The organism is Bradyrhizobium sp. WYCCWR15520 (assembly GCF_056174665.1).
Map to the genome: position 1 here is coordinate 78,454 of NZ_JBWBWM010000030.1, position 26,795 is coordinate 105,248.

Below are 26,795 nucleotides of genomic sequence, written 5' to 3' on the forward strand. Positions count from 1 at the left end.
GGTGGTCTCCAGGTCGATCGAGGCTAGCGCTGCGGTCGGTGGCTACGGTTCGGTTGATTATTCGGACGCCTCTCGCGATGCAAGAAGGCAACGCCTTGAATGCCTTCGCTTTGGCCGACGTGCGGCTGACGCGGCGACTCATGCCGGTTCGGCTGCGGCGCGGCATTATTACCACCACCGCGGCGTCGTCGGCGAGGGCCTTTTGACGGTTGCTGCTCATTGGAACGGCCGGCATGGGCGCGCGGCGCGGACCGCCCGTTCCGGTGCTGGGCAGAGTGATGCGCGGCTGCCGGAGCGGCGTCGCGGCTCCCCGGTGTGCGGCGGTCTTCCCGCGGCAGCGCAATACGGATCAGCCGCTCGATGTCGCGCAGATAGCCCATCTCCTCGGCGCCCGCGATCAGTGAGATCGCGACGCCTTCCCTGCCAGCGCGGGCAGTGCGGCCGATGCGGTGGACATAGGTTTCGGGAACGTTGGGCAGGTCGAAATTCACGACGTGGCTAATGCCGTCGACGTCGATGCCGCGGGCGGCGATGTCGGTGGCGACCAGGGTGCGGATCTCGCCGGAGCGGAACGCCGCCAGCACGCGTTCCCGGTGGTTCTGCGACTTGTTGCCGTGAATGGCGTTGGCCTCGATGCCGGCCTTGGCCAGCACCTTCACCACCTTGTCGGCGCCGTGCTTGGTGCGGGTAAACACCAGCGCACGGTCGACAGGTTCCTGCTTCAGGAGCTGCGCCAGCACCGCCGGTTTGGCGGCGAAATCGACCTGGATGATGCGCTGGGCGATCCGGTCGGCCGTCGAGGCCACCGGCGTTACCGCCACCCGCGCCGGGTTGCGCAGCATGGATTCGGCGAGTTCCGCGATATCCTTCGGCATGGTGGCCGAGAAGAACAGCGTCTGCCGCTTGATCGGCAGCTTGGCGACGACTTTGCGGATGTCGTTGATGAAGCCCATGTCGAGCATGCGGTCGGCTTCGTCGAGCACCAGGAACTCGACCTGGTTCAGCTTCAGCCCGTTGCTCTGGACGAGATCGAGCAGGCGGCCGGGGGTGGCCACCATCACTTCCACGCCCTGCATGACCGAACGGACCTGCCGGCCCATCGGCACGCCGCCGATCGCCAAGGCCGAGGTCAGGCGGATGTGGCGGCCATAGGCGTTGAAGCTGTCGAGGATCTGGCCCGACAATTCGCGGGTGGGGGACAACACCAGCACGCGGCAGCTCTTCGGCTGCGGCCGGACGCGGTTCTCCAGGATCCGGTGCAGGATCGGCAGCGCGAAGGCCGCGGTCTTGCCGGTTCCGGTCTGGGCGATGCCGACGACGTCACGGCCGGTCATTGCGATGGGAACGGTCTGGGCCTGGATGGGCGTGGGCGTGTGGTAATTTTCTTCCTTGAGTGCACGCGAGATGGGATCGGCGAGGCCGAAATCCTGAAAGGAGGTCAAAAGGGTGGTTCTTTCCATAAAAGAGCAGGCGCCCGGCGGTGTCAGCCAGGGAGCGCGCGAGTGTGTCAGAGACACCCGCGTGTTTGGGGCGTCGGTTTTGCTAGCTGAAGGGGGCAAGCCAGAAACCGCAAAACGGGATCAGAACACGCGGCTCGCAGGGACCTGATGATTCTCTAGGTCACGCGGATCATATGGAGCAGTTGCACGGCGCTTTCAAGGTGAATTCCGCGCCTGTCGCCCGCGCGGTTAAGGAAACCGATAGGCCAGCGGTCGTGTGCCGCGCGTCAGCTCCAAACGACCAAAATTCGTGCAAGAAATTTAGCCAAATTGCGGCTTTTGCATAAAAAATAGATAGTTTGCCGCCAAAGCATACATTTTTGCAGTCCAATAAATAGGCATATTTGCCGCCAACGCTTTTCGCATAGCCGGAAATTCCGAGCGATTATAGGGGCTTATCCCGTCAAAAAGCGGTGGCATGGTTCTTGCGATTCCCTTAACGCAGGCGGCCGTGGGGCCGTTCGCAGCGTTAAACGCCTGCGTCAGGGAGATGACATTTCATGCTTACAAAATTGACTCACGATATAGCGACGCTGAGCCGCCGCCGCTGGCTGGCGGCCACCGCCGGCCTGGTTCTGGGTCTGGCGGCGTTCTCGAACGCCAAGGCACAGGAGACCATCAAGGTCGGCGTCCTGCATTCGCTCTCCGGCACCATGGCCATCAGCGAAACCACGCTGAAGGACACCATCCTCTTCCTGATTGAGGAGCAGAACAAGAAGGGCGGCGTGCTCGGCAAGAAGCTCGAAGCCGTCGTCGTCGACCCCGCGTCGAACTGGCCGCTGTTTGCCGAAAAGGCCCGCGAGCTGATCACCAAGGACAAGGTTTCGGTCGTGTTCGGCTGCTGGACCTCGGTGTCCCGCAAGTCCGTGCTCCCGGTGTTCAAGGAGCTGAACTCGATCCTGTTCTACCCCGTGCAGTACGAGGGTGAGGAGAGCGAGCGCAACGTGTTCTACACCGGTGCAGCGCCGAACCAGCAGGCGATCCCCGCGGTCGACTACCTGATGAAGGACGAGAAGGTGAAGCGCTGGGTGCTGGCCGGCACTGACTACGTCTATCCGCGCACCACCAACAAGATCCTCGAAGCCTACTTGAAGTCGAAGGGCGTCAAGCAGGAAGACATCATGATCAACTACACGCCGTTTGGTCATAGCGACTGGCAGACGATCGTGGCTGACATCAAGAAGTTCGGCTCGGCCGGCAAGAAGACCGCTGTGGTCTCCACCATCAACGGCGACGCCAACGTTCCCTTCTACAAGGAGCTCGGCAACCAGGGCATCAAGGCGACCGACATTCCGGTTGTCGCGTTCTCGGTCGGTGAGGAAGAACTCGCCGGCATCGACACCAAGCCGCTGCTCGGCCATCTCGCCGCCTGGAACTACTTCCAGTCGATCAAGTCGCCGGAGAACGAGAAGTTCATCAAGGCGTGGAAGGCCTACACCAAGAATCCGAAGCGCGTGACCAACGATCCGATGGAAGCCCACGTCATTGGTTTCGACATGTGGGTCAAGGCGGTCGAAAAGGTGAAGTCGACCGATCCGGACAAGGTGATCGACGCGCTGCCCGGCATCGAAGCTAAGAACCTGACCGGCGGCACCTCCAAGATGCTTCCGAACCATCACATCACCAAGCCGGTGTTCATTGGCGAAATCAAAGCCAACGGCCAGTTCGACGTGGTGTGGAAGACCCCGGGCCTTGTGGCCGGCGATGCCTGGTCGAAGGAGCTCGACGGCTCCAAGGACCTGATCGGCGATTGGGTCGGCAAGAAGTGCGGCAACTACAACACCAAGACCAACAAGTGCGGCGGTCAGGGCTCCTGATCTCGATCTGATCCGACAGGATATGATCTCGATCTGATCGATCATGATCCCGATCTGATCCGAAAGGATCATGATGCCTGACTTGCAACAAAAAAACTTCCAATAAACTTCCAAGAGAACTTGAACTACAAGCAAGAACGGAGAAGGCGGCGATGCCGCCGCCTTCTCCCCACACTCCTGCCGGGGCGTATCGTGTCTGCCAATTTCCTTGACCGTTTTCGCGCGGTTCTGCTCGCCATTCTGCTCGCCGCCTCCTTTGCCGTGCCGGCGATGGCCGGTCCGTTCGAGGATGCGGTCGCCAAATTCGCCAATGACGATTTTTCCGACACCGACGAGGCGATCGGCGCAGTCGCGACTTCGGGCAATGCGCTCGCCTTTCCCATCATCAGCGCGCTGCAGGACGGCCGTCTATCGGCCGATCCCGACACCAAGAAGGTTTTCGTCACCGGCGCCGACGGCAAGATCATCGACGCTGCTACCGGCGCGGCCGTCGACAAGCTGCCCGACAATGCTGCCGCCGTCCGTCTCAACAACCGCCTGCGCCGCGCCGTGGAGGCCGCGCTCGGCGGCCTGACGCTGTTGTCGCCCGATCCCGCCAAGCGCATCGCGGCCGCGCAGTCGGTCTTCAAGAGCCACGACGAGAATGCGTTACCCGTGATCGACGGCGCACTGGCCAAGGAAACCAACAAGGCCGTCAAGGCGGCCTTCACCGAAGCCCGCGCTGCCATCCTGCTCTACAAGGGCGATGCGACCGAGGTGGAAAAGTTAGAGGCCGTCGCCATCGTCAAGGCGAAGGGCGACCAGGAAGCGATGGCTCTCCTGACCGGACTTGGCAGCGATGTGCCGCCCAATGTCGCGCGCGCCGCGGCCAGCGCGATCGCCTCGATCCAGAGTAATCTGCAGATGTGGTCGATGGTGCAGAACGCCTGGTACGGCCTGTCGCTCGGCTCGGTGCTGCTGCTTGCCGCGATTGGGCTCGCCATCACCTTCGGCGTCATGGGTGTCATCAACATGGCCCATGGCGAGATGGTGATGATCGGCGCCTACACCACCTTCGTGGTGCAGGAGGTCATCCGCACCCGTTATCCCGGCCTGTTCGACTACTCGCTACTGATCGCGGTACCGCTGGCCTTCCTGGTGGCCGGAGCGATCGGCGTCCTGATCGAGCGCGGCATCATCCGCTTCCTCTACGGCCGCCCGCTGGAAACGCTGCTGGCGACCTGGGGCCTCTCGCTGGTGCTGCAGCAGGCCGTGCGTACCATGTTCGGCCCTACCAACCGCGAGGTCGGCAATCCCTCCTGGATGAGCGGCGCGTTCGAACTCGGCCAGATCACCATCACCTACAACCGGCTCTGGATCCTCTGCTTCACCCTGGCGGTGTTCGTCATCCTGCTGGCGATGCTGCGCTACACGGCGCTCGGGCTCGAGATGCGCGCGGTCACTCAAAATCGCCGCATGGCGGCGTCGATGGGCATCGCCACCTCGCGCGTCGATGCGCTGACCTTCGGCCTCGGTTCGGGCATTGCCGGGATCGCGGGCGTGGCGCTGTCGCAGATCGACAATGTCAGCCCCAATCTCGGCCAGAGCTACATCATCGACAGCTTCATGGTGGTCGTGTTCGGCGGCGTCGGCAATCTCTGGGGCACGCTGGTCGGCGCCTTCACGCTCGGCATCGCCAACAAGTTCCTGGAGCCGGTGGCGGGCGCCGTGCTCGGCAAGATCGCCATTCTGGTGCTGATCATCCTGTTCATCCAGAAGCGTCCGCGCGGCCTGTTCGCGCTCAAGGGCCGGGCGGTGGAAGCATGACGCCGCATGTCCTGACGCGCTCGCTGGACCGCAGCGCCACCATATTCCTCGTCATCGTCGCGGCGCTCGGCGTGCTGATCCCGCTCTCCAACCTTCTGATGCCGGCCGGCTCGGCGCTGCAGGTGCCGACCTATCTGGTCGCGCTGTTCGGCAAATATGCCTGCTACGCGATTCTCGCGCTCTCGATCGATCTGATCTGGGGCTATTGTGGCATTCTCTCGCTCGGCCATGGCGCGTTCTTCGCGCTCGGCGGCTACGCGATGGGCATGTACCTGATGCGCCAGATCGGCAGTCGCGGCGTCTACGGCAATCCGATCCTGCCCGACTTCATGGTGTTCCTGAACTATCCGCAGCTGCCCTGGTACTGGCACGGCTTTGATATGTTCTGGTTCGCCGCGCTGATGGTGCTGCTGGTCCCGGGTCTCCTGGCGTTCTGCTTCGGCTGGCTCGCCTTCCGATCTCGCGTCACCGGCGTCTATCTCTCGATCATCACGCAGGCGATGACCTACGCGCTGCTGCTGGCGTTCTTCCGCAACGATTTCGGCTTTGGCGGCAACAACGGCCTGACCGACTTCAAGGACATTCTGGGCTTCAATGTGCAGGCCGACGGCACCCGTGCGGCCCTTTTCGCATTGAGCTGCCTGGCGCTGATCCTCACCTTCCTGATCTGCCGCGCGGTGGTCACCTCCAAACTCGGCAAGGTGCTGATCGCGATCCGCGATGCCGAATCGCGCACGCGCTTCCTCGGCTACCGCGTCGAGTCCTACAAGCTGTTCGTGTTCACACTGTCGGCCTGCATGGCCGGTGTCGCCGGTGCGCTCTACGTGCCGCAGGTCGGCATCATCAATCCGAGCGAATTCGCGCCGGGCAATTCGATCGAGGCGGTGATCTGGGTCGCCGTTGGCGGCCGCGGCACGCTGGTGGGCGCAGCCCTCGGCGCCGTCGTCGTCAATTACGCCAAGACCTTCTTCACCTCGGGCCCGCTTGCGCCGTACTGGCTGTTCATGCTGGGCGCGCTGTTCATCCTGGTGACGCTGCTGCTGCCGAAGGGCATCGTCGGCACCTTCAGCGCCTGGCGGGAGTCCCGCAAGGCGACGGAAGCGGCTAATGCCGAAAGTGCCGCGCTCGAGGACGGCGTCGGCGAACCGAAGCCCGCGGAGTAAGCGCATGAGTGTCATGGAGGGAAGGACCACTTCGGCGCTGCTCTATCTCGACGGCGTGCACGTCTCGTTCGACGGCTTTCACGCCATCAACAATCTCTCGCTGACGCTCGAGCCCGGCGAGATGCGCGCCATCATCGGCCCCAACGGCGCCGGCAAGACCACGATGATGGACATCATCACCGGCAAGACCAAGCCGGACGAGGGCACGGTGCTGTTCGACGGCATGACCGACTTGACGCGTCTCGATGAGACCCGCATCGCCGAACTCGGCATCGGCCGCAAATTCCAGAAGCCGACGGTGTTCGAGAGCCAGACCATCGAGGACAATCTGCTGCTCGCGCTCAATGTCGATCACAGCGTCAAGGGCACGCTGTTCTGGCGCGGCAACGGGGTCGAATCTGAGCGGATCGACCGCGTGCTGGAAACCATTCGCTTGACCAATGCCCGCAATCGTCTGGCAGGAAGCCTGTCGCACGGCCAGAAGCAGTGGCTGGAGATCGGCATGCTGCTTGCGCAGGATCCAAAACTGCTGCTGGTCGACGAACCCGTCGCGGGCATGACCGACGTCGAAACCCATCAGACCGCGGAGCTGTTGAAGGAAATCAACAAGGAAAAGACGGTCATGGTGGTCGAGCACGACATGACCTTCGTCCGCGAGCTCGGCGTCAAGGTGACCTGCCTGCACGAAGGCACGGTGCTGGCCGAAGGGACCATCGATCAGGTCTCGTCGAACGAGCGGGTGATCGAAGTGTATCTGGGGCGCTGATCCATGCTGAAGGTCGACAACATCAGCCTTTACTACGGCGCGGCGCAGGCGCTGCGTGGCGTCTCGCTGTCCGCCGAGCCGGGCAAGGTGACTTGCGTGCTCGGGCGCAACGGCGTCGGCAAGACTTCGCTGCTGCGCGCCCTCGTCGGGCAATATCCGATTGCGGGCGGCTCGATCACGCTCGAAGGCAACGACATCACCGGCTTGAAGCCGTACGAGCGCGCACGGCGCGGCATCGGCTTCGTGCCGCAGGGCCGCGAGATCTTTCCGCTGCTGACGGTGGAGGAAAATCTCAAGACCGGCTTCGGCCCGCTCAAGCGTGACGACCGCCATATCCCCGACGACGTGTTCTCGCTGTTTCCCGTGCTGAACACGATGCTGGGCCGGCGCGGTGGCGACCTCTCCGGCGGGCAACAACAGCAACTGGCGATCGGCCGCGCGCTGGTGATGCGGCCAAAGCTGTTGCTGCTCGACGAGCCGACCGAGGGCATCCAGCCGTCGATCATCAAGGACATCGGCCGCGCCATCTCCTATCTGCGCAGCCTCGGCAACATCGCGATCGTGCTGGTCGAACAATATCTCGACTTTGCCTGCGAGCTCGGCGACAATTTTGCTGTCATGGACCGCGGCGCGGTGAAGTTTGCCTGCGACCGCTCCAACCTCGATCCCGCCGAGATCAGCCGCCAGATGGCGCTGTGAACCTCGTGTATCGGGGTGCGTCGTAACGTCGTTTGGGGGACGGATGCAGGCCGAAACTGCGCGCGGGACTTCAGCCACCTTCGCGGCCAACCGGGCACAGGGCGCGGTTCGGTTCGGCGTGCATCTTAACGACGGTGTCACGCGCCGCGGCGACCTGCATGAATCCGGCTCGCTGCGCGTGCGGTTTCCTTCCCCTGAAGCAGAAGGGCTGTCGGGCGTGTTCGTCAACACCGCCGGCGGAATCGCAGGCGGCGACCGCTTCGATATCGATATCGCGGCAGGCGAGGGGGCACGGCTGACGCTGACGACGGCGGCGGCCGAGAAGGTCTATCGCGCGCCCGGCGCTGCTGCTCAACTGAGCATCGCCCTGAAGGCCGAGGCCGGTGCGCATCTCGCCTGGCTGCCACAGGAGACCATCCTGTTCGACCGTGCGCGGATCATCAGGCGGATCGATATCGACCTAGCCGAGGACGCTTCGCTTCTGCTTTGCGAAATCGTGGTGTTCGGCCGCGCGGCGATGGGCGAAACCATGCAGCATGGCGAATTCGTCGATCGCTGGCGGCTACGCCGCGGCGGTCGCCTCGTGTTTGCGGAGACCGTTCGGCTCGATGGTGACATCGGCGAAAAGCTGGCGCGGCCTGCCATTGCGAAGGGTGGCGTTGCCATCGGCACCGCGCTGATCGTGCCGGGTGACGAGGTGCTGGTGGAGCGGATCCGCGAGGCGCAGGACACGTTCGGCGGCGAGGTCGGCATCTCCTGCTGGAATGGATTTGCAATGGCCCGCTTCTGTGCCCAAGATGCGGCGCGGCTGCGCGCCGACATGATGACGGTGCTCGGCCGCGCCAGCGGCACGGCGCTGCCAAGACTTTGGCTAAACTAAAGGCTGTGGCTCAACTAGGTCTATCAATTACCAGAGTGCTCGTATGAACCTCTCCCCCCGCGAAAAGGACAAGCTCTTGATCTCGATGGCGGCCATGGTGGCGCGCCGCAGGCTCGAGCGCGGCGTCAAGCTCAACCACCCCGAGGCGGTCGCCATCATCTCCGATTTCATCGTCGAGGGCGCGCGCGACGGCCGCACCGTCGCCGAACTGATGCAGGCCGGCGCCCAGGTCATCACCCGCGCGCAGTGTATGGACGGTATTCCCGAAATGATCCACGACATCCAAGTCGAGGCGACATTTCCCGACGGCACCAAGCTCGTCACCGTCCATGAGCCGATCCGATAGTCATCGTCATTCCGGGGCGGCCGCAAAGCGGCCGAACCCGGAATCCAGAGTTTAATCATTTCGAGATTCCGGGTTCGATGCTGCGCATCGCCCCGGAATGACGGAGGAGGAAAGATGATCCCCGGCGAACTCTTCATCAAGGACGGCGAGATCGAACTCAATGCCGGCCGCAAGACGGTGACGCTCACCGTCGCCAACTCTGGCGACCGTCCGATCCAGGTCGGCTCGCACTACCACTTCTTCGAAACCAACCCAGCGCTGAAATTCGACCGTAGACGCGCCCGCGGCATGCGTCTCGACATCGCCGCCGGCACCGCGGTCCGCTTCGAACCCGGCCAGACCCGCGACGTCCAACTCGTCGCCCTCGCCGGCAAACGCACCATCTACGGTTTTCGCGGCGACGTCATGGGCAAGCTGTGATCTGCAGGGACGCGCTGTGATCTATGGTGAGGTTCTCAGGCTCCCGCCCCCTTGCGGGGTCCGAGGCGGGCGAAGCTCGCTCTCGAGGTTGGGGAGAGGGGTGGCCACGAGTCGCAATGTCGATGATTGAATTCAGATTGAAGGCTGGAGTCTGACATGTCCGTAAAAATCAAGCGTAGCGTCTATGCCGACATGTTCGGGCCGACCACCGGCGATAAGGTGCGCCTCGCCGATACCGATCTCATCATCGAGGTGGAAAAGGATTTCACCACCTATGGCGAGGAGGTGAAGTTCGGCGGCGGCAAGGTGATTCGCGACGGCATGGGGCAGTCGCAAGTCACCAACAAGCAGGGCGCGGCCGATACCGTCATCACGAACGCGCTGGTCGTCGATCACTGGGGCATCGTCAAGGCCGACGTCGCGATCAAGGAAGGCATGATCAGTGCCATCGGCAAGGCCGGCAATCCCGATATCCAGCCCAATGTGACCATCGTGATCGGCCCCGGCACCGACGTCATCGCGGGGGAGGGGAAAATCCTCACTGCCGGCGGGTTCGACAGCCACATCCATTTCATCTGCCCGCAGCAGATCGAGCACGCGCTGATGTCCGGCGTCACCTCGATGCTCGGCGGTGGCACCGGACCTTCGCACGGCACGTTTGCGACCACCTGTACGCCCGGCCCCTGGCACATGGGCCGGATGATCCAGTCGTTCGACGCGTTCCCGGTCAATCTCGGCATATCAGGCAAGGGCAATGCCGCGCGCCCCGCGGCGCTGGTCGAGATGATCAAGGGCGGCGCCTGCGCGCTGAAGCTGCACGAGGACTGGGGCACCACGCCGGCCGCGATCGACAATTGCCTGAGCGTGGCCGACGATTACGACATCCAGGTGATGCTGCATTCGGACACGCTGAACGAATCCGGCTTCGTCGAGGACACGGTGAAAGCGTTCAAGGGCCGCACCATCCATGCCTTCCACACCGAGGGCGCCGGCGGTGGCCACGCGCCCGACATCATCAAGATCGCCGGGCTGAAGAACGTGCTGCCGTCCTCGACTAATCCGACGCGGCCGTTCACGCGCAATACCATCGACGAGCATTTGGACATGCTGATGGTCTGTCACCATCTCGATCCCTCGATCGCGGAAGATCTGGCGTTCGCCGAAAGCCGTATCCGCAAGGAGACGATTGCGGCGGAAGATATCCTGCATGATCTCGGCGCGCTCTCGATGATGTCGTCGGATTCGCAAGCAATGGGCCGGTTGGGGGAAGTCATCATCCGCACCTGGCAGACCGCCGACAAGATGAAGAAGCAGCGCGGCGCGCTGCCCGAGGACAAAGGCAACGACAACGACAATTTCCGGGTCAAGCGCTACATTTCGAAATACACCATCAACCCCGCCATTGCGCACGGCGTGTCGAAACTGATCGGCTCGGTGGAGAAGGGCAAGCTCGCCGACCTCGTGCTGTGGTCGCCGGCCTTCTTTGGCGTCAAACCGGATTGCATCATCAAGGGGGGCTCGATCGTGGCCGCCCCGATGGGCGATCCCAACGCCTCGATTCCGACGCCGCAGCCGGTGCACTATCAGCCGATGTTCGCCGCTTACGGCAAGTCGCTGACGGCATCCTCGGTGGTGTTCACGTCCAAGGCCGCCATCACCGGCGGGCTGGCGCGCAAACTCGGCATCAGCAAGACGCTGTATCCGGTCAAAAACACCCGCGGCGGCATCTCCAAGAAGAGCATGATCCACAACGGCGCTACCCCCAAGATAGAGGTCGATGCCGAGACCTATGAGGTGCGCGCAGACGGCGAGCTTCTGACATGCGCGCCGGCAGAGGTGCTGCCCATGGCGCAGCGCTATTTCATGTTCTAAGGTCCTCCCCGGAACTCAAGCCAGAACAAAAGTCCGGGAGGATCTAGTGATTTACGTCGTTGCCACGCTGACCATCAAGCCTGAAACGCGCGCCGATTTCATCGCCGCCGCCACCGCCTGCATCAAGGAAACCCGGAAAGAGCCCGGCAACATCGCCTATGACCTGCACGAAAGCGTTACCGATCCCGCCAAGATGGTGTTCGTCGAGCAGTGGGAGAACATGGAAGCGCTGGGGCCGCACCGGACTGCCGAGCACATGAAGACGTTCGGCCGGGTCGCGGTCAAATGCATGAGCGCGCCGCCGAAGATCGAGTACATCACGCCCGAAAAAGTCGAAACCCGCTAACAAGAAAAGCAACGGGAGAGAATTCATGATCTATGTCATCGCCACCACGCCGATGAAGCCGGAAAACAAGGACGACTTCATCAAGGGACACAAGGCCTGCATCGCCGAAACTCTGAAGGAGAAGGGCTGCGTCTCCTATGAAGGCCATGTCAGCGTAAACAATCCCAATCTGTATGTAGTGGTCGAACGGTGGGAAACCCGCGACGACCTCAATGCGCACGGCCGTGCGCCCCATTCCTCACAGATGAAGACGGCGCCGACGGTGATCGAGATCATCAGCGACGGCAAGGTGGAGAAATTTTGACGTGTCCTTGAGCAAGCTACCATGATCCGCGCGACCAAAGTCCTGAGCCAGCACCGCTGGACGCAAGCCGCCGCCGATACCGTCGTGCTTGATTTCGACGACCGGCACCGGCGACGGATGGCGATGACGGGAACGCGCGGGTTCGAATTCCTGCTCGATCTGGAGAACGCGGTCGCGTTGCGCGGCGGCGATGCGCTGGTGCTGGAGGACGGCAGGCTGATCGAGGTGGTGGCGGCAGCCGAGCCGCTCCTCGAGATCCGCGGCGTCGATCCCTTGCATCTCGTCCGCATCGCCTGGCATCTCGGCAACCGCCATCTGCCGACGCAGATCATGCCGAAGGGCCTGCGTATCCGCCGCGACCATGTCATCGAAGCGATGGTGAAGGGGCTTGGCGCGCGCATCATCGAGATCGAGGCGCCGTTCGATCCCGAGGGCGGGGCGTATGCGCAAGCTGCTCACGATCATGCCGCGCACGATCACGACCATCACCATCATGATCACGGTCATCGTCACCATGATGATCACGCGCACCATCACCACGGTGATCACCATCACCACGGTGATGACGATCATCATCACGACGAGCATTGCGACCACGATCACCGCCATCACGACCATTCCCATGCTCATGACCACAAATGAGCCCGCGCCCGCCGACCCAACCGGCGGGATGCCGGCGGAGGAATCCGCGGCGCTGTATCGGCTGATGACGTGGCTGTCGCCGTCCTTTCCGGTCGGTGCATTCTCCTATTCCAGCGGCATCGAATGGGCGGTGGAGGCGGGTGACATCACCGACGCTGCATCGCTGCGCGACTGGCTCGCGGCGATGCTCAGCGAGGGCTCCGGCTTTTGCGACGCCGTGCTTCTGGCGCAGGCGCATCGCGCGGCGGCAGCGCAAGACGGCGCCGCATTGCGCGAGATTGCCGAACTTGCGGCCGCGTTCGTGCCGTCGCGTGAGCGCCAGCTCGAGACCTCGACGCAGGGCCGCGCCTTCATCGAGATCGCACGGTCAGCCTGGGCCTGCGACGGGCTCGACGAAATGGTGGCGGCCTGTGGCGGCGTGGTCTATCCGGTCGCGGTCGGCGTCGTCAGCGCGGCGCACGCCGTTCCTCTCGCGCCGGCGATGCACGCCTTCCTGCATGCCGTGGTGTCGAACTGGATTTCCGCCGGCGCGCGCCTCGTGCCGCTCGGGCAGACCGACAGCCAGCGCATTCTCGCGAGCCTCGAAGCCGATGTTGCCGCCACCGCGAAGCGCGCGCTCATCGCGTCGCTTGACGATCTCGGCAGCGCCACCTTCCGCGCCGATCTCGCCAGCCTTCGCCACGAGACGCAATATACGAGGCTGTTCCGGTCATGACGCTGCAGCAAGCTGTAGCCCGGATGGAGCGAAGCGCAATCCGGGGCCGTCCCACATTCGCATCAACCTGTCCCGGATTGCGCTGCGCTCCATCCGGGCTACGATCGTTCAAGCGCAACTGGAAGAGCACTCGACATGTCTAATTCTCACGGCCCGCTCCGGATCGGCGTCGGCGGCCCTGTCGGCTCCGGCAAGACCGCGCTGATGGACCTGCTCTGCAAGTCGATGCGCGAGCGCTACGACATTGCCGCCATCACCAACGATATCTACACCAAATGGGATGCGGAATTTCTGGTGCGCTCGGGCTCGCTGACGCCGGACCGCATCGCCGGCGTCGAGACCGGCGGCTGTCCGCACACCGCTATCCGCGAGGACGCCTCGATGAACCTCGCAGCGGTCGCCGACATGCGCGCGAAATTTCCCGATCTCGATCTGGTGCTGATCGAATCCGGCGGCGACAATCTCGCCGCGACGTTTTCGCCCGAACTTGCCGATCTCACGATCTACGTCATCGACGTGGCCGCCGGCGACAAGATCCCCTCCAAGGGCGGACCCGGCATCACCCGCTCGGACCTTTTGGTGATCAACAAGATCGACCTCGCGCCCTATGTCGGCGCATCGCTTGAGAAGATGGATACCGATACCAAACGGATGCGCGGCGAGCGGCCGTTCGTGATGACCAACCTGAAGAAGAGCGAGGGGCTCGATCGCATCATCGGCTTCATCGAGGCCAAGGGCGGCCTGCGTCCGGCCGCAAAGGCCAAAGCCAAGTAGTCCGGGAGACAAGTAGCAGGAGACAAGCAGGCTGGAATAATCGGGGCCTGCCGGCCCGGCGAGCAAGCGGCCGGACAAGCGTTCAGGCCAGCGGCCGGGTGGCCGCACGTTAATCTTAATACACGGTCCCCCGCCGTAGCCCGCGGATTTGTCGGTCCGCAGTGGAACCAAACCGGCGCTGTCAGATTATCAAACTCCGGTCCCGCCAAATCAGCGTTAACGGTGGCCGTGTTGTTGCCCGCTGCCAACCTCTCAGTTGCGTGCTGATGATCGCTCCGTCATATTCGCCGCGGTTGGCTTGCGCGCTATTGCCAATGTGTTTCTGCCCCGGCAGACCCAAAAATGCTTTCAATACGTCGTCGCCAACACGTCATTCCTGAGTAAGCGAGTGGTTCGGCTGGGCTTCATTATCGGCTTTATCGCGCTGGTCGGAGTTCTGCTCTCCGGTCTCGCGGCCTATCGCGTCCACGATCAGGAATTGGCCCTCGACGGGATCGCGCTCGCCCGCGCCATCGACGTTCATGCCAGCTTGGTGCAGGACCGCCTGACCGAACGCGAACTGCTCGCACGCGTTGCATCCGGGCTGTTTCGCGCACCGTCGGTAGTGAAGGCCAGCATGCTGCAGCCGCTGCGCTCGGCGATCTATGCCTTCAAGACCGATTTCGTGGTCGCGTCCTGGATCGCGCGGCTCAAGCCGGGCGATCTGCCTGTGGCGCAGGCGGAGCTGAAGAGCGCCGGCTTCACCAATCCGACGATCCGGGATTTCGACGACAAGCCGCTGGACATCAAGACGATCAACAAGCCGATTGACGTGCTGATGGATGTCGAGCCGCGCAGCCCGGATACGCTGGGCGCTCCGGGCCGGGCCTACGACCGGCATTCGGTGATCGGGCCGATGTTGGTGCAGGCGGCGGCAGCCGGAAAGCCGCTGGCGTCGGACCCGATCCCGCTGTTGCGCCAGAACGGGCCGATCGGCATCGTGCTGGCGTCCGCCATCGTGCCGGAAGGCAGCACCGAGCCGGCAGGCTTCGTCACCTTTTCGTATGAGTTGGCGCCCTTGATGCTGACCAACGACGACCGCTCGCTGTTTGCGGTGGTGCTGAAGGACCCCGATGACGTCAGCGACGAATATGTCGCCAACGAGCAGGGTGTCGTCACCTTGCGGCCGGTGAAGCAGGGCGACCCGTTGCCGTCGGTGGTGCGCACGGTGACGTTCGGCGGCCGCGACTGGTCGCTCGGCTATTATGCCAAGAACAACGCTGCGCAGCGCGCGCAGCAGACGGCGATCATCGTGGCGGCGATCGGCTTGGCGCTCACCGGCATCGTCTGCGGCCTGTTCGGCTATGTCGCCTACAACAATCTGCGGCTCAGCCGCGAGATCCAGGTCCGGATCGGTTTCGAGCGGCGATTGACCGCCGTCATCGACGAGCTCAACCACCGGGTCAAGAACATCCTTGCCGTGATTCAGTCGATCGTGACGCGCACGCTGCGCCACGGCTCCGACATGGACGTGTCGCGCGAACTGTTGATCGGCCGCATCCACGCGATGTCGAACGTGGTGACGCTGCTCAGCGAAAGCCAGTGGCAGGGCGTCAAGCTCAGGGGCCTGTTCGAATCGCGCGCGATACCGCATGCTGATCGCATTGTGGTCAACGGCCCGGACATTTCGGTGAGCGCGCGCGCCGCGCAGTCGCTGTCGCTGTTGTTTTTCGAGCTGGCTTCGCATTCCGACGAAGGGCTGTCGCTGGTCGGCAAGCATCCGCACATCGTCGCCAATTGGGAAGTCACCGGCGAGGAGCCGGACGAGATCTTTCATTTCCGCTGGGAGGAGTTCAACACCAGCGCGGCGACACGGCGGGAGGACAGTGATTTCGGTCTGATCCTGCTTGACCGCGTCGCGCCGGAAGCGATGGGCGGCACCGCGAAACGCTATTTCACCGACGTCAGCTACGTCTACGAACTCACCGCGCCGATGGTTACCGTCGTCGATATGACCGAGCGCGACCGAACCGGCGAGATTTCCGCTCCGCTGCGTTGACGGGATCGTAACGCGCGGGACGGAGGCGCATTTGCGCCATGTCCACCCTACGGCTCGGAACCCCCTGCATGCCCCATGCATTTAAGGGAGGAGCTCGTATGGGACGTTATCTCTTGCTGTGGCTGCTCGGCGTGCCAATTCCGATTCTGGTCCTGATCTACGCCTTCGGCGGCCTGAACTAAGAACAGGCTCGTAGCCCAGATGAGCGAAGCGACATCCGCGACCATCGCTCCTACGAACTACGAAGCGACTGCGCATCACCCCGGCTGCAAACAAAAAGGCGGCCCGATTGGGCCGCCTTTCGTGTCATTTCGATGGTGTCATCATCCGCCATTGCCGCCGATCACGGCGCGCACGGTCTCGTCAGGTCCGAAATCCTCGGCGCCCTCGACATAGAGCAGGGCCGAGAGTTTCGAGCGCGCGCGGTTGACGCGGCTCTTGATGGTGCCGACCGCGCAGCCACAGATAGCCGCGGCATCCTCGTAGGAGAAGCCGGAGGCGCCGACCAGAATCAACGCTTCGCGCTGGTCCTGCGGCAGCTTGTCGAGAGCAGTGCGAAACTCCTCGAATTCCAGATGCGCGCCTTGCGACGGCTGGGTCTTCAGAGTTTTCGCATAATTGCCCTCGGCGTCCTCCACCTCGCGCCGCCGCTTCCTGTAGTCGGAGCGAAACAGGTTGCGCAGGATGGTGAACAGCCAAGCCGGCAGGTTCGAGCCGGGCTGGAACGAGTCGATGTTGGCAATGGCACGCAGCAACGTTTCCTGAACCAGGTCGTCCGCACGGTCGCCATTGCCCGAGAGCGAGATCGCGAACGCGCGCAGGCTTGGTACCGACGCCAAAATGTCGTCGCGAAGAGAGTCGGTGAGAGGCATTAGTCCCTCCCGTCGTTTTTGTCATCGATCTGGGCCGCCGCCGCCTCAGGCCCATCGAGCTTTCGGATCAGCTCCGCAAAGCGGTCCGGCACGCCTTGTCGGACCACGTCATCGTACATGGCGCGGAGCTGATGCCCGATCCTGGATTGAATCTCGGCATTGAGCCCGCCCTGCTTCTTTACTTCCTTCATGGTGTGATCCACGCTTCCCCGAGAGTTAATTCTCTGTGTTTTCAAGAGGTTACCTCGAAATTGGGCATAGGCCGCCGCGTTATTGGTCAAAGGCTAATGCGAATATCCCCGGAAGGTTCCGAATTCTGGGAACTTTTTCTGGAACTTTTTTGCCCTTCGCGAGTAGTCGGGGGTGACAGGGGAACCTGGGTCCCCCCGCCGAAACTAAATTGACGCCCGACGCGGCGATTTGGTTACGTCCGCCCGGCTGAGACCCTAACGGCCAAGGATACGGCCCAAGATAAGGATGGAATGGGGATGTCCCGATCACAGCTCGTTGCTGAACATCTGCCGCTGTTGCGGCGCTATGCCCGTGCGCTGACCGGAAACCAGGCCTCGGGCGATGCCTATGTGGCTGCCATGCTGGAGGCCCTGCTGCAGGATGGCTCCCTGCTGGACGAACGCTTCGGCCCGCGCGCCGGGCTGTTCAAACTGTTCACCCAGATCTGGAATTCGGTCTCGCTCAACGACAACCCTGATGTCGCGACGCTGGCGCTGCCGCCGGAGCGCAGGCTGTCGAACATCACGCCGCTGCCGCGGCAGGCCTTCCTTCTGCTGTCGCTCGAAGGCTTCTCCGAGGAGGAGGTGGCGTTCATTCTCAATACCGACATCGCCGAGACCCGACAGCTGACCGATACCGCCGGCCGCGAGATGGCGGCGGAGATCGCCACCGACGTTCTGATCATCGAGGACGAGACCTTCATCGCCATGGACCTTGAGAGCCTGGTGAAGAACCTCGGTCACAACGTGATCGGCGTCGCCCGTACCCATGCCGATGCGGTGGCGCTGGCCAAGAACAAGAAGCCCGGCCTGATCCTAGCCGATATCCAGCTCGCCGACGGCTCGTCCGGCCTCGATGCGGTCAACGAATTGCTGCGCGTGTTCGAGGTGCCGGTGGTGTTCATCACTGCCTACCCCGAGCGCTTCCTGACCGGCGAGCGGCCCGAGCCGGCGTTCCTGATCTCGAAACCGTTCCAGCCCGCGATGGTCTCGGCGGTGGCGAGCCAGGCGCTGTTCTTCCAGCGCAACTCGCGCAACCGTGCGCCGCGGGCGGCCACGGGCTGACAGTTTCTTGTTGAGTGAGTAGAAAAGGATCCGGCGCGCCCCACTGCGCGCCGGATTTTTTTGTCGTGAATTGTTGGCCTCCATTCTGGTCTTGTGCTGGAAGCGGTGCACCCGCCAATGTCACCGCAACGAACCTTTGATTGGTGAAATCGATGAGTATCGGGCTGATAGGCCTTCTCGATGATGTTGCCGCTATCGCGAAAGTAGCCGCAGCCTCGCTCGATGATGTGGCAAGCCAGGCTGCCAAGGCGGGTGCGAAAGCTGCAGGTGTCGTCATCGACGATACCGCGGTCACGCCCGGTTACGTGATCGGGTTCGAGCCGAAGCGCGAACTTCCCATTGTCGGCAGGATCGCCGCAGGATCGCTGCGCAACAAGCTGTTGATCCTGCTGCCGGCTGCTTTGGTGCTGAGCTACTTCCTGCCCTGGACGATCACGCCGCTCCTGATGCTGGGCGGTGCGTATCTCTGCTACGAGGGAGCGGAGAAAGTGCTCGAGGCCGTCATGCCCCATCGTGCGCACCACCATGAAGCCCAGCTCGGCACCGTGGCGTTGAACGCGCAGTCGGTCGAAGATGAGAAGGTCGCAAGCGCGATCAAGACCGACTTCATCCTCTCGGCCGAGATCATGGCGATCACGCTGGCCGCCCTTCCCGCAGGGAGCATCTGGAAGCAGGCCCTGGTGCTTGCGGTAGTGGCCATCGGAATCACCGTCGCGGTCTATGGCGTGGTGGCCCTGATCGTGAAGGCCGACGATGTCGGGGTGACGCTGGCACGGAGCGACAGCGCCTCGTTCGTCGGCCGCGCGCTCGGACGCGGCATTGTTCGCGGCATGCCCGTGCTCCTGAAAGTCCTCAGTGTAGTCGGGACCGCTGCCATGATCTGGGTTGGCGGTGGCATCATCCTGCATGGCGTCGAAGTCTACGGCCCACCCGAGATCCACCACGCCGTCAAGACCGCGGCGGAGGCCGTGGCTCACGTATTTCCGTCGCTTGCCGCGATCCTCGAATGGGCGGTAGAGGCGGCCATATCTGGCATCATCGGCCTCTTGATCGGCGCCGCAGCGATTCCGGCGGTCGGATTTGTGTTCGCGCCTGCATGGAAATCGCTAAAGCGTCTCCTGCAGCGCCGTCAGGATATGTCGGCTCGATGAAGAGCGGCCGTTTGCCGGCCGGAGACCATAAACCTTCGTATAGCCGGTCCATCCGTTTCGATGCCGGCCATTTACCTCGGTACAATTGAGCATGGCGCGAATCGGCCTTAGCGTCGGCATGTCGAGGCAGGTGCGCATTATCGAATTGCTCGGCGCGTTGTCTGTTCCTCCCGGTCGCCGACGCCGCCTGCCTCGTCACCTCGGTCAACTTCGGCACCGCACCCGGCTGCGGGCTAAGCCGGAACGGATGCTTCGCTTGGCGCGTATGCTGGATGAGAGGTCAGTGTCTGATGTCATTGTCTGCAAGAATTGCGCTCTTTATCGATGGCGCCAATCTATACTCGACCGCCAAAGCGCTCGGTTTCGACATCGACTACAGGCGTCTATTGAAGGAATTCCAGGATCGTGGCGCGCTGCTGCGCGCCTTCTACTACACCGCCATTCTCGAGGATCAGGAATATACATCCATTCGTCCGCTCGTCGATTGGCTCGACTATAACGGCTACACCGTCGTCACCAAGCCCACCAAGGAATTCATCGACGCCACCGGCCGTCGCAAGGTAAAGGGCAGCATGAGTATCGAGCTTACCGTCGATGCAATGGAGCTCGCCGATCATGTCGATGCCATGTTTCTTTTCTCGGGCGATGGGGACTTCCGTCCGCTGCTGCAAGCGGTACAGCGTCGCGGCGTCCACGTTACCGTCGTCTCCACCCTGGCTAGTCAGCCACCGATGGTGGCTGACGAACTGCGGCGTCAGGCCGACGCCTTCCTCGATCTTTCCGAGCTGAAGCCAAAGCTGGGCCGCGATCCGTTGGAGCGGCCGCCAGCACGCGAGCTCCGCCATCAATCGCCGCAACTTTCGCGCGCGCCGGTCAATGGAAATGGTCTCGCGAAATGATTGATCCATCGATCCGCGGGCGCGCCGGATTTGCGCGCGCCGTGTGAACCAGTTCACGTCGCCTTGGCCGGGCTCGCGGTATTATCGTCGTGACACGGAGACGACGCCTCGGGACGGGCGACCCAAGTTCGCGGCCAGGCACCTCCCCCTGGCTGGGCCACCAGCTTGGATTTGAAAGCTGGTTGGACTGATCCGGCGCGTTTCACCCAGCGCGCGCCGGATCTTTTTTTGCGCGCGCCGACATCGAGCGGTTGTCTGGCAAGCTGCCAAGCGAGGGGCATGCTTGACCGGTGCGCGCGAGGGTGTCGCGGTGGCGTTGGCGCTGCAGGAGGCGCGAGGCCGGTGTTCCAATAGCGCTTTACGGAGCACGCGAGACGCCGGCCTAGCTCAACTTTTCCAGGAACGTTTTTCCTTCAACTCCATCCAAGTGGGACGGCGGACGTAATGCCTTTCGTACCCACACCATGGAGGTAATCAATGGCACAGGCTCGTTCGACTTCCATCTCGCGACGAAGCGTCGTCGCGGCACTGGCGCTCACGGCCGCGCCAGCGGCCTTGACAACAGCCAGCAGCGTCCACGCGCAGGGCAAGGAGGCGACCTCAGAGAAAAGCCTGTATGACCGGCTCGGCGGCGTTTTCGCCATCGCAGCCGTCGTGGACCACTTCAGCGACGCCATCGTGAAGAACCCCGTAGTCGGCCAAAAGTCCAAAAACCCGCAACTGCGGGAATGGCACACCAAGAACCTGCAAAGGCTGCCCGGTCTCAAATTCATGCGGACGCTTTGGGTCTGCAACGTTTCGGGGGGCCCGTTCCAGTTCACCGCAACGAAACCCGGCAAGACGCAGGTCGGCCTTGAGGAGGCCCACCGGAGCTTGCGGATCTCGCCCGCGGAATTCGATGAGGTGGCGGCTGAACTCGGGCGGACGCTGAGCTTCTTCAAGGTGCCGAAGCGCGAGAAGCATGAAGTTCTGGCAGCGTTTGCCGCCCACAAGGACGAGGTCACCGCCGGCTACGCCGCGGGCGCCAAACGCGGCTAAGGCTTCCCGGTTGCGGCGCAGATCGATTCCGCTCATCCGCACATGCCGTGCACGTGCGGAACGCGAAGCTTGAACTGCTGCGTGATGCCGCCTAGGCTCGCTTCACGCGTGCTGAGCAATAAGAAAATAAACGGGAACGTCCTTTCTCCGATGCAGTCCGCCGAGCGGCCTTTCCCCCACCGCCGGGGCCTGATCATCGTCGCGACACTGGCCACCGCCTATGTCGCCAGCCATTTTTTTCGCGCCTCGAACGTCACCATCGGTCTCGATCTGATGCGCGACCTCGCCATCGGACCGGAAGCGCTGGGGGCGCTGACCGGCGCGTTCTTCTTCGGCTTTGCCGCGATGCAGATCCCCTGCGGCTTCTTCTTCGACCGTTTCGGGCCGCGCTATACCGTGGTCGGCATGCTGATCGTGGCCTCGATCGGCGGCGCGATGTTCACGCTGGCGCCGAGCTGGCCGGTGCTGCTCACCGGCCGCGTGCTGATGGGCGCCGGCTGCGGCGTGATGCTGATCGGCAGCATGGTGGTGATCTCGCGCTGGTTTCCGCCGGATCGCTTCTCCACGCTGACCGCGCTCGTGCTGTCGATCGGCCTGCTCGGCAACCTTGCGGCCACCACGCCGCTCGCCTGGGCGTCGCAGGCGGTCGGCTGGCGTCCGGTGTTCGGCGCCGTCGTCATCTTCACCGCGCTCGCCACTATCGCAATCTTTCTGGTGGTGCGCGACGCGCCGCCCGGCCATCCCTTCCTGAGCCGCAAGGCGGAGCCGCCCGGCGAGATGCTCAAAGGCCTGATCGAGGTGCTGCGCAACCCGCGCCTGAAGCCGATCCTGGCGCTGAATTTCTGCAACTATGCCTGCACCTTCACCGTGCAGGGCCTGTGGGGCGGCGCGTTCCTGCGCGAGGTCCATGGCTTGAGCCCGATCGCAGCCGGCAACGTCCTGCTCTGCGCCGTGATCGCCTACCAGGCCGGCATGCTCGCCTTCGGTCCGCTCGACCGCCGGCTCGATACCCGCAAGGGCATTGCGATCGGCGGCACGCTGGTGATCGTTTGCCTGCTCGCGACGCTGGCACTGTTCTCGCACCCGCCGGCCTGGCTGCCGGTTGCCGTCATCATCGCCATGGGCTTCTTCTCCGCCTCCAGCACCATGGTGATGACGCACGGCCGCGGCATCTTCCCCGACCGCCTGATCGGCCGCGGCATCGCGACCATGAACACATCAGTGATGCTCGGCGTCGCCTGCATGCAGACGCTCTCCGGCATCATCATCGGCGCGTTCGAACCGCTCACCAGCGGCGCCCGCACGGAAGAGGCTTATCGCGCGCTGTTCGGCACGCTGACGCTGGTGCTGATCGCAGCGGTCGCGATCTACAGCCGCTCGCAGGATGTCAAACCGAGTGATGAGATGAAGGCGGCAAGGCGGTGAGCGGCGTGAAAAATTCGTCCGTCGGCGAAGGCACGCCGATGGCCTGCGCCACGCGAGTCCGCGAACGGCTGCACGATCAACCGGCGTAATCGATCGGAGTCGACAACGCTTCATCGTCGTGTCGCTGCCAGTAGATGTCATGGATGCGCGTCGTGATCGTACCGGGCCGGCCGTCGCCGAGGAGACGGCAAGGGATTTGAACGGCCGTCAATTCACCAGGTTCGCCAGCGGAATTTGCAGCTTGATGACCAAGCCGTTTTGCGACCAGTCGTAATCGATGCGGCCGTTATGCGAGGCAATCGTTGAGGCAACGAGATTGCTGCCGAACCCCAACTGAGCCGGCGCCTCGACCGCTTTGCCGATTTCACGCCAGACGATGTCGACGTTTTCGTTTTCGATCTGCCACGCCACGGCGACCTTTCCGTCATCCCGGAGAGCGCCGTATTTGGCGGCGTTGGTTGCGAGTTCGTGGAAGACGAGGGCGATGCTGTTGGTGGAACGCTCTCCCAGCGACACCATCGGCCCGTTCAGGTCAGGCATGGTGTAAGGCCTCAGGACGGTACGGATAGCCTCTGCCATGTCCACGCCCTTGAGGGCGTTACCGGCATTGAACGAGCGCCGAACCAGCGAATGGGCATCGGAGAGCGCGGTGAGGCGGCCGGTCAAGGCCTCGGTCATTTCTTCCTTGGTTTCCGCATGCTGTGCGGTCATCTTGATCATGGCGCCGGTGACGGCAAACAGATTCTTGAGCCGGTGACTCATCTCCTTGGCCAGGATCTCCTGGGCTTCGAGCGCCTTCTTCAAGTGAAGATCGGCGTGGATCATCTGCAGCGCGATGCCGGTGAACACGGCCAGTTCGGACAGCACGCGCGCATGACCTGAGTGGAACTTGTGTCCCTCCTTGGCGACCACCCAAAGCGTTCCAACCGGGATGGTGCCGTTTCTCAACAGCGGCACCAGCAGAACTTCGGGCACGGTGATGTTGGCTTCCGCAATCCACGAATAAGCACGCTCGGGCCGCTCCATCAGGATCGGACTGCTCTGGTCGAGACAAACGCCGCACGGGCTGAAGTTCCGGGGCGTGGTCACGCCTTCGAACGCCGATAATTTGCCGACGAGTGAGTTCCAACGAAACACGTCGCCATCGAGAACGCTGACGCCAGCCGAGTCCGCGTCGCAAACTTCCATCGATAGCCCGACGAGGCGCGGCAGCACGTCGGCGGGATGATCCGCCATATTGCCGGCGAGATCCTGCAGCGCCAGCTTTTCGCTGAGGTAATCGGGCGCCGGCGCCGGGCGAACCAAAAGCTCGTCGGTGGTAAAAACCTGCGCTATTGCGGCGGGCAGTTCTGCTGGGCGGCCCATGATCTCTTCCCCCTCCGACACTATAACTCGGAGACGGCTGGCGACTAGATCGTTGGCGGTGGGGCAGGGTCTCGTCAGGATGGTATCGGGATCACGCTGAGGCAATTCGGTATCGCTCGACGTTGATCGCATCCGTACAAAAAAAGCAGGGCGCGACCGGCATCACCACAGTCGCGCGGAGTTTTTGTAATTGTCCGTCGCAAGCCGCTGTTGGCTTCTAACGGCTTGTTAATTTTGCTATAATTCTCGGATCATATTTCGCAGTAGTCCACGGAAATTCGCGGGCGTTCGTCGCAATCCGCGATCAATGGTGGGGCGGATGGTGGGGCGGACATGGCCAAAAGACAGTTACATAAGCTTTCCGCGCGAGAAGCGGAGACAATCACTGGACCCGGACGGCACAGCGATGGTGGGGGACTTTATCTCGCGATCGAGACAGGAGCGCACGGGCGGCGTCAATGGATTTTCATGTATCGCGTGCGCGGTACAAGCAAGCGCAGAGAGATTGGCCTCGGCTCGGCCAAGGGGAAGGGCAAGGACGGCTTGTCGCTCGCTGATGCTCGCCTCAAGGCGGGGGACGCCCGCAGGGCGCTAGCTGAAGGCAGGAGTCCTGCCGCAGAGCGACGCGCCGACGTGGTAGCGGGCACTACGTTCGGAGAATTCGCGGACACCTTTTTGGCATCGATCAAAGCGGGCTTCAAAGGTAAGAACACTCTCGTCGATTGGACGCGGGATCTGAAGGTGCACTGCAAACCTATCCGTGCTATGGAGCTTGCCGACATCAACTCGAATGATGTGTTGGCCATCTTGTCGCCGATCTGGATGACGATCAACCGCACGGCTCGCGAGACGCGAAGCCGAATTGAGCGTGTGCTTGACGCCGCAGAAGCCAAGGGGTTCCGGTCTGGAAAGAACCCTGCCATGTGGAAGACATTGAAGCCGCTTTTGCCGAAGGCAAAACGGTCGAAGCGCCATCACAAAGCTGCGCCCTACAAGGACGTGCCTGGTATCGTTCGGGCGCTGAATGCCAAACACAATATGGCCGACACGACAGTGAATCTCGCAGCTGAATACATCATCTTAACGGCGGTGCGGACCGGCGAAGCCCGCTTTATGCGCGTACGCGAGGTCGACTTCACAGAACGGCTTTGGATCGTCCCAGCAGAGCGGATGAAGGCGGAGGTCGATCCGGAAGGCAAGGATTTCGAAGTACCGCTTTGCGATCGCGCAATCGCGATCTTGAACGCAGTCATTCCGAAGGATGCTGCCTCTGATGCCTACGTGTTCGCCGGGCAGTGGTCAACGGACCACTCGAAGCCGCTTGGTATGAACGCGGTGCTACACGCGCTCAAGGCTGTTTATCCGGCGATGACGACGCACGGGTGTCGGTCGAGCTTTCGCGATTGGGCAGGTGATGAAACTCGCTTCGAACGTGACATCGCTGAAATGGCGTTAGCCCACAAGGTTGGCGACGAAACGGAACAAGCCTATCGACGCGGTAGTGCGTTGAAGAAGCGGCGACAATTGATGGAAGCTTGGGGGCGATACGTTGGAAGCGCTTCTAATGTGATCGCACTTCCGCGGCGAGCATCGCAATAGAGTTCCTGGTGATGCAGGCGTAGCGGGATCACGCACGTCTGGCAGTCATCAGCCGTTCTCCGTGCTGCTGTCCTGGCCGGCATTGAATTTTGGAGATGAGTGGCTGATTAGACGTAATTTCGTAGGCGAATTAAGGGCGCTACCAGCAGGAATACCAACACCAATAGTTCGACCGATAGTGGGGGCGCGAATCCCTCCCTCTCCGCCACTGGATTTTCAATAGCGAAAAGTCCTCCAAAATCAGGCTTTTCCCGAACCGCCGGTTATTTGCGGTGGAGCACTATGGTGGAGCACTCTCGTTCGTCTTTTGACACGTGCAATGCGGAAATTCGACTCAAAAGTCGGAAGCGGGAGGAGCCGCTTCGTTAATGAGTCAGACGCTCGGCCAGATCGGCTATCGTGACCAGCTTGGCAGCGGACGGCACGGGCTGATTGATCGGAGACAACACTTTCCTCTTTTAGGTGAAGGCGCAAGTAGCGAGTGGTGCTCATGACCATCCCCTGCCCAAAGTTTGAGAAGCTGGGTGACTTTACCGATGAAGAAGTCGCGGCAGTGCAGTCCTACGCTGCGGAATCTCCGCGACTCCACCATCTCATGCAGGGCCGAGACGCCATGGGCTGCCCAGCGTTCGAGAGCGAGCTGCGCAAAGACTTTAGGCTCCTGCCCCTCATCGCGTCGGCGACCCGCAAATGGCGTCTGCTAGACGAGGCGACCCTATATGCCGGTATTGGGAATGGCTACGCGGCAGTGGGAAGCCTCTGGCACAGCGAACCCGAGCGATCGGTCGGCCTTGTTTACGAATACGGCGGCTTCTTTCGACCTCGGTCGATGAACAGGCCGCCCGGCGCTTCCTAGAAGCCGGCGACAAGCGGCACAGCGTATTTCTGACCATACGGGCGCAGCCCGGCCTCCTGGCCCTGCCGATGTCAGCTATCGGATTTGTGATTCACTCGCGCAGAACCGGCTTTGGCGAGAGATTCGATGCGGCCACGAGAGCGGAGCGAGACGGGGGAACAGGATCTTTTCCGCTCCCGGCTCGATCAGATCATCGACATGAAGCATC

General features: G+C 62.5%; 26 protein-coding genes. 22 read left to right on the top strand and 4 right to left on the bottom strand.

Annotated features, from left to right (window positions below):
- Positions 1 to 23: 23 nt before the first annotated feature.
- Complete coding sequence (locus tag AC0QUY_RS29910) at positions 24 to 1,460, bottom strand: DEAD/DEAH box helicase (RefSeq protein WP_475389820.1); 1,437 nt, start codon at positions 1,458 to 1,460, stop codon at positions 24 to 26.
- Between the two features lie 539 nt (positions 1,461 to 1,999).
- Here AC0QUY_RS29910 and urtA point away from each other — a divergent pair.
- The 15 genes from urtA (at position 2,000) to AC0QUY_RS29985 (ending at position 16,087) form a co-directional block, all read left to right on the top strand.
- A complete protein-coding gene (urtA, locus tag AC0QUY_RS29915) occupies positions 2,000 to 3,316 on the top strand; it encodes an urea ABC transporter substrate-binding protein (protein ID WP_475389821.1) in 1,317 nt (438 codons plus the stop codon).
- 270 nt (positions 3,317 to 3,586) lie between these two features.
- Positions 3,587 to 5,122, top strand: coding sequence for an urea ABC transporter permease subunit UrtB (urtB, locus tag AC0QUY_RS29920; RefSeq protein ID WP_475389834.1), 1,536 nt, complete (start codon positions 3,587 to 3,589; stop codon positions 5,120 to 5,122).
- A complete protein-coding gene (gene urtC, locus AC0QUY_RS29925) occupies positions 5,119 to 6,285 on the top strand; it encodes an urea ABC transporter permease subunit UrtC (protein WP_161851738.1) in 1,167 nt (388 codons plus the stop codon). The genes urtB and urtC overlap by 4 nt, the downstream gene beginning before the upstream one ends.
- Positions 6,286 to 6,289: 4 nt before the next feature.
- Entirely contained in the window at positions 6,290 to 7,051 is a 762-nt protein-coding gene (urtD, locus tag AC0QUY_RS29930) for an urea ABC transporter ATP-binding protein UrtD (protein ID WP_161851739.1), read from the top strand.
- Between the two features lie 3 nt (positions 7,052 to 7,054).
- Complete coding sequence (gene urtE / locus AC0QUY_RS29935) at positions 7,055 to 7,750, top strand: urea ABC transporter ATP-binding subunit UrtE (protein ID WP_057858344.1); 696 nt, start codon at positions 7,055 to 7,057, stop codon at positions 7,748 to 7,750.
- A 43-nt stretch (positions 7,751 to 7,793) separates the two neighbouring features.
- Positions 7,794 to 8,630 (top strand): urease accessory protein UreD, encoded by an 837-nt coding sequence (locus AC0QUY_RS29940; RefSeq protein WP_475389822.1) that lies wholly within the window; start codon positions 7,794 to 7,796, stop codon positions 8,628 to 8,630.
- Positions 8,631 to 8,673: 43 nt separating this feature from the next.
- Positions 8,674 to 8,976, top strand: a complete 303-nt coding sequence (locus tag AC0QUY_RS29945; protein ID WP_057838531.1) for an urease subunit gamma — start codon at positions 8,674 to 8,676, stop codon at positions 8,974 to 8,976.
- Positions 8,977 to 9,090: 114 nt separating this feature from the next.
- A complete protein-coding gene (locus AC0QUY_RS29950) occupies positions 9,091 to 9,396 on the top strand; it encodes an urease subunit beta (protein ID WP_475389823.1) in 306 nt (101 codons plus the stop codon).
- 156 nt (positions 9,397 to 9,552) lie between these two features.
- Entirely contained in the window at positions 9,553 to 11,268 is a 1,716-nt protein-coding gene (gene ureC / locus AC0QUY_RS29955) for an urease subunit alpha (protein WP_475389824.1), read from the top strand.
- A gap of 46 nt (positions 11,269 to 11,314) precedes the next feature.
- On the top strand, positions 11,315 to 11,614 hold the full coding sequence (locus AC0QUY_RS29960) for a putative quinol monooxygenase (protein ID WP_057858349.1): 300 nt from the start codon (positions 11,315 to 11,317) through the stop codon (positions 11,612 to 11,614).
- Positions 11,615 to 11,639: 25 nt separating this feature from the next.
- Complete coding sequence (locus AC0QUY_RS29965; protein WP_475389825.1) at positions 11,640 to 11,918, top strand: putative quinol monooxygenase; 279 nt, start codon at positions 11,640 to 11,642, stop codon at positions 11,916 to 11,918.
- Positions 11,919 to 11,939: 21 nt separating this feature from the next.
- Positions 11,940 to 12,560 carry an urease accessory protein UreE gene (locus tag AC0QUY_RS29970; protein WP_475389826.1) on the top strand — a complete coding sequence of 207 codons (621 nt, stop codon included), beginning with the start codon at positions 11,940 to 11,942 and terminating at the stop codon, positions 12,558 to 12,560.
- Entirely contained in the window at positions 12,541 to 13,275 is a 735-nt protein-coding gene (locus AC0QUY_RS29975; RefSeq protein WP_475389835.1) for an urease accessory protein UreF, read from the top strand. The genes AC0QUY_RS29970 and AC0QUY_RS29975 overlap by 20 nt, the downstream gene beginning before the upstream one ends.
- A 135-nt stretch (positions 13,276 to 13,410) precedes the next feature.
- Entirely contained in the window at positions 13,411 to 14,049 is a 639-nt protein-coding gene (ureG, locus tag AC0QUY_RS29980; RefSeq protein ID WP_475389827.1) for an urease accessory protein UreG, read from the top strand.
- A gap of 388 nt (positions 14,050 to 14,437) precedes the next feature.
- Positions 14,438 to 16,087 (top strand): CHASE domain-containing protein, encoded by a 1,650-nt coding sequence (locus AC0QUY_RS29985; protein WP_161851746.1) that lies wholly within the window; start codon positions 14,438 to 14,440, stop codon positions 16,085 to 16,087.
- 323 nt (positions 16,088 to 16,410) lie between these two features.
- Here the strand turns inward: AC0QUY_RS29985 and AC0QUY_RS29990 are convergent, their stop codons facing one another.
- Positions 16,411 to 16,959 (bottom strand): sigma-70 family RNA polymerase sigma factor, encoded by a 549-nt coding sequence (locus tag AC0QUY_RS29990; protein WP_057838540.1) that lies wholly within the window; start codon positions 16,957 to 16,959, stop codon positions 16,411 to 16,413.
- Positions 16,959 to 17,150: a NepR family anti-sigma factor gene (locus AC0QUY_RS29995; RefSeq protein ID WP_161851747.1), complete on the bottom strand. Its 192-nt coding sequence runs from the start codon at positions 17,148 to 17,150 to the stop codon at positions 16,959 to 16,961. The genes AC0QUY_RS29990 and AC0QUY_RS29995 overlap by 1 nt, the downstream gene beginning before the upstream one ends.
- A gap of 297 nt (positions 17,151 to 17,447) precedes the next feature.
- Between AC0QUY_RS29995 and AC0QUY_RS30000 the strand changes: the two genes are divergently transcribed.
- From AC0QUY_RS30000 to AC0QUY_RS30020, 5 genes are all read left to right on the top strand, one after another.
- Complete coding sequence (locus AC0QUY_RS30000; RefSeq protein ID WP_161851748.1) at positions 17,448 to 18,254, top strand: response regulator; 807 nt, start codon at positions 17,448 to 17,450, stop codon at positions 18,252 to 18,254.
- A gap of 152 nt (positions 18,255 to 18,406) precedes the next feature.
- A complete protein-coding gene (locus AC0QUY_RS30005; RefSeq protein ID WP_475389828.1) occupies positions 18,407 to 19,405 on the top strand; it encodes a DUF808 domain-containing protein in 999 nt (332 codons plus the stop codon).
- A 290-nt stretch (positions 19,406 to 19,695) separates the two neighbouring features.
- Positions 19,696 to 20,304, top strand: a complete 609-nt coding sequence (locus AC0QUY_RS30010; protein ID WP_202639244.1) for a LabA-like NYN domain-containing protein — start codon at positions 19,696 to 19,698, stop codon at positions 20,302 to 20,304.
- 477 nt (positions 20,305 to 20,781) lie between these two features.
- Positions 20,782 to 21,342, top strand: coding sequence for a group I truncated hemoglobin (locus tag AC0QUY_RS30015; RefSeq protein WP_475389829.1), 561 nt, complete (start codon positions 20,782 to 20,784; stop codon positions 21,340 to 21,342).
- A gap of 150 nt (positions 21,343 to 21,492) precedes the next feature.
- Positions 21,493 to 22,767 (top strand): MFS transporter, encoded by a 1,275-nt coding sequence (locus tag AC0QUY_RS30020; RefSeq protein WP_475389830.1) that lies wholly within the window; start codon positions 21,493 to 21,495, stop codon positions 22,765 to 22,767.
- A 207-nt stretch (positions 22,768 to 22,974) separates the two neighbouring features.
- Here AC0QUY_RS30020 and AC0QUY_RS30025 read toward each other — a convergent pair whose 3' ends face one another.
- Positions 22,975 to 24,132, bottom strand: coding sequence for a sensor histidine kinase (locus tag AC0QUY_RS30025; protein ID WP_475389831.1), 1,158 nt, complete (start codon positions 24,130 to 24,132; stop codon positions 22,975 to 22,977).
- Positions 24,133 to 24,465: 333 nt separating this feature from the next.
- Here AC0QUY_RS30025 and AC0QUY_RS30030 point away from each other — a divergent pair, with 333 nt between their 5' ends.
- Positions 24,466 to 25,731, top strand: coding sequence for a tyrosine-type recombinase/integrase (locus AC0QUY_RS30030; protein ID WP_161851751.1), 1,266 nt, complete (start codon positions 24,466 to 24,468; stop codon positions 25,729 to 25,731).
- A gap of 490 nt (positions 25,732 to 26,221) precedes the next feature.
- Entirely contained in the window at positions 26,222 to 26,587 is a 366-nt protein-coding gene (locus AC0QUY_RS30035; protein ID WP_161851752.1) for a hypothetical protein, read from the top strand.
- Positions 26,588 to 26,795: the final 208 nt, after the last annotated feature.

What these genes read in the sequence shown, in the direction of transcription:
- AC0QUY_RS29910 (WP_475389820.1), bottom strand. Translation starts at nt 1,460, where the DNA reads ATGGAAAGAACCACCCTTTTGACCTCCTTTCAGGATTTCGGCCTCGCC.
- urtA (WP_475389821.1), top strand. Translation starts at nt 2,000, where the DNA reads ATGCTTACAAAATTGACTCACGATATAGCGACGCTGAGCCGCCGCCGC.
- urtB (WP_475389834.1), top strand. Translation starts at nt 3,587, where the DNA reads ATGGCCGGTCCGTTCGAGGATGCGGTCGCCAAATTCGCCAATGACGAT.
- urtC (WP_161851738.1), top strand. Translation starts at nt 5,119, where the DNA reads ATGACGCCGCATGTCCTGACGCGCTCGCTGGACCGCAGCGCCACCATA.
- urtD (WP_161851739.1), top strand. Translation starts at nt 6,290, where the DNA reads ATGAGTGTCATGGAGGGAAGGACCACTTCGGCGCTGCTCTATCTCGAC.
- urtE (WP_057858344.1), top strand. Translation starts at nt 7,055, where the DNA reads ATGCTGAAGGTCGACAACATCAGCCTTTACTACGGCGCGGCGCAGGCG.
- AC0QUY_RS29940 (WP_475389822.1), top strand. Translation starts at nt 7,794, where the DNA reads ATGCAGGCCGAAACTGCGCGCGGGACTTCAGCCACCTTCGCGGCCAAC.
- AC0QUY_RS29945 (WP_057838531.1), top strand. Translation starts at nt 8,674, where the DNA reads ATGAACCTCTCCCCCCGCGAAAAGGACAAGCTCTTGATCTCGATGGCG.
- AC0QUY_RS29950 (WP_475389823.1), top strand. Translation starts at nt 9,091, where the DNA reads ATGATCCCCGGCGAACTCTTCATCAAGGACGGCGAGATCGAACTCAAT.
- ureC (WP_475389824.1), top strand. Translation starts at nt 9,553, where the DNA reads ATGTCCGTAAAAATCAAGCGTAGCGTCTATGCCGACATGTTCGGGCCG.
- AC0QUY_RS29965 (WP_475389825.1), top strand. Translation starts at nt 11,640, where the DNA reads ATGATCTATGTCATCGCCACCACGCCGATGAAGCCGGAAAACAAGGAC.
- AC0QUY_RS29970 (WP_475389826.1), top strand. Translation starts at nt 11,940, where the DNA reads ATGATCCGCGCGACCAAAGTCCTGAGCCAGCACCGCTGGACGCAAGCC.
- AC0QUY_RS29975 (WP_475389835.1), top strand. Translation starts at nt 12,541, where the DNA reads ATGCTCATGACCACAAATGAGCCCGCGCCCGCCGACCCAACCGGCGGG.
- ureG (WP_475389827.1), top strand. Translation starts at nt 13,411, where the DNA reads ATGTCTAATTCTCACGGCCCGCTCCGGATCGGCGTCGGCGGCCCTGTC.
- AC0QUY_RS29990 (WP_057838540.1), bottom strand. Translation starts at nt 16,959, where the DNA reads ATGCCTCTCACCGACTCTCTTCGCGACGACATTTTGGCGTCGGTACCA.
- AC0QUY_RS29995 (WP_161851747.1), bottom strand. Translation starts at nt 17,150, where the DNA reads ATGAAGGAAGTAAAGAAGCAGGGCGGGCTCAATGCCGAGATTCAATCC.
- AC0QUY_RS30000 (WP_161851748.1), top strand. Translation starts at nt 17,448, where the DNA reads ATGTCCCGATCACAGCTCGTTGCTGAACATCTGCCGCTGTTGCGGCGC.
- AC0QUY_RS30005 (WP_475389828.1), top strand. Translation starts at nt 18,407, where the DNA reads ATGAGTATCGGGCTGATAGGCCTTCTCGATGATGTTGCCGCTATCGCG.
- AC0QUY_RS30010 (WP_202639244.1), top strand. Translation starts at nt 19,696, where the DNA reads ATGTCATTGTCTGCAAGAATTGCGCTCTTTATCGATGGCGCCAATCTA.
- AC0QUY_RS30015 (WP_475389829.1), top strand. Translation starts at nt 20,782, where the DNA reads ATGGCACAGGCTCGTTCGACTTCCATCTCGCGACGAAGCGTCGTCGCG.
- AC0QUY_RS30020 (WP_475389830.1), top strand. Translation starts at nt 21,493, where the DNA reads ATGCAGTCCGCCGAGCGGCCTTTCCCCCACCGCCGGGGCCTGATCATC.
- AC0QUY_RS30025 (WP_475389831.1), bottom strand. Translation starts at nt 24,132, where the DNA reads ATGGGCCGCCCAGCAGAACTGCCCGCCGCAATAGCGCAGGTTTTTACC.
- AC0QUY_RS30030 (WP_161851751.1), top strand. Translation starts at nt 24,466, where the DNA reads ATGGCCAAAAGACAGTTACATAAGCTTTCCGCGCGAGAAGCGGAGACA.
- AC0QUY_RS30035 (WP_161851752.1), top strand. Translation starts at nt 26,222, where the DNA reads ATGACCATCCCCTGCCCAAAGTTTGAGAAGCTGGGTGACTTTACCGAT.